Genomic DNA, 1,136 nt, shown 5'->3' on the forward strand with positions numbered 1-1,136 from the left:
TCTCGAGCACCTTGGGATGTTCTCCCCACCCACCTGTGTCGGTTTAGGGTACGGTCGGCACAGCGGTACACTCACGCGAAGCTTTTCCTGGAAGCGTGGAATTATCGAGTTGGAGGCTCCGGAGAGCTCGCCTCATCACCTCTCGGCCTTGGACGCGCGTTTGTGGCCATTGCCTCCTACGCGCCCAGCCTACTGGCTTGAACGTTCAATCCTCAAGAACGCTCGACTATCCTCCTCCGTCCCTCCTCGTGAAACCATCCGTGCCGGTGCAGGAATGTTCGCCTGCTTCCCATCGCCTACGCCTTTCGGCCTCGGCTTAGGGACCGACTAACCCTGAGCAGATTATCTTCACCCAGGAACCCTTGGGTTTACGGTGAGAGAGTTTTTCACTCTCTTTATCGCTACTCACGCCAACATCAGCTCTTGTCTGCTCTCCAACGCTCGTTACCGTACGCCTTCATCGTGCAGACAATGCTCGCCTACCGCCCTTCCACCCGAAGGTGGATCGGACCCGCAGCTTCGGCGCGTGACTTGAGCCCCGTTGAATTTTAGGCGCGGGCTCGCTCGACCAGTGAGCTGTTACGCTTTCTTTGAAGAGATGGCTGCTTCTAAGCCAACCTCCTGGCTGTCTAAGCGTTCCCACATCCTTTACCACTTAGTCACGACTTGGGGGCCTTAGCTGGCGGTCTGGGTTCTTTCCCTCTTGGCACGGAAACTTAGCTCTCCGCGCCTGAGTGCCGGCCTGTTCTCACGGGTATTCGGAGTTTGGTTGAGTTCGGTAAGATTGTGGTCCCCCTAGCTCATCCAGTGCTCTACCCCCCGTGGAAATCGGCCGACCCCATACCTCAATATGTTTCGGCGAGAACCAGCTATCTCCCGGCTTGATTAGCCTTTCACTCCTATCCACAGGTCATCACCTCAATTTTCAACTTGAGTGTGTTCGGCCCTCCACGCAGTCTTACCCGCGCTTCAGCCTGCCCATGGATAGATCGCCGGGTTTCGGGTCTGCAGCCTGTGACTTGTTCGCCCTATTCAGACTCGCTTTCGCTTCGGCTTCTCCTCGCGGATTAACCTCGCCACAAACCACAACTCGTTGGCTCATTATGCAAAAGGTACGCAGTCGCACATTGCCAAAG

General features: G+C 56.3%; 1 rRNA gene. It reads right to left on the minus strand.

The window, feature by feature from the left end:
* A 23S ribosomal RNA gene (locus ENSA5_RS21040) occupies window positions 1-1,136 on the minus strand; the annotation flags it as partial.

The sequence above is a fragment of the Enhygromyxa salina genome, assembly GCF_002994615.1.
GTDB classification, from domain to species: domain Bacteria; phylum Myxococcota_A; class Polyangia; order Nannocystales; family Nannocystaceae; genus Plesiocystis; species Plesiocystis salina_A.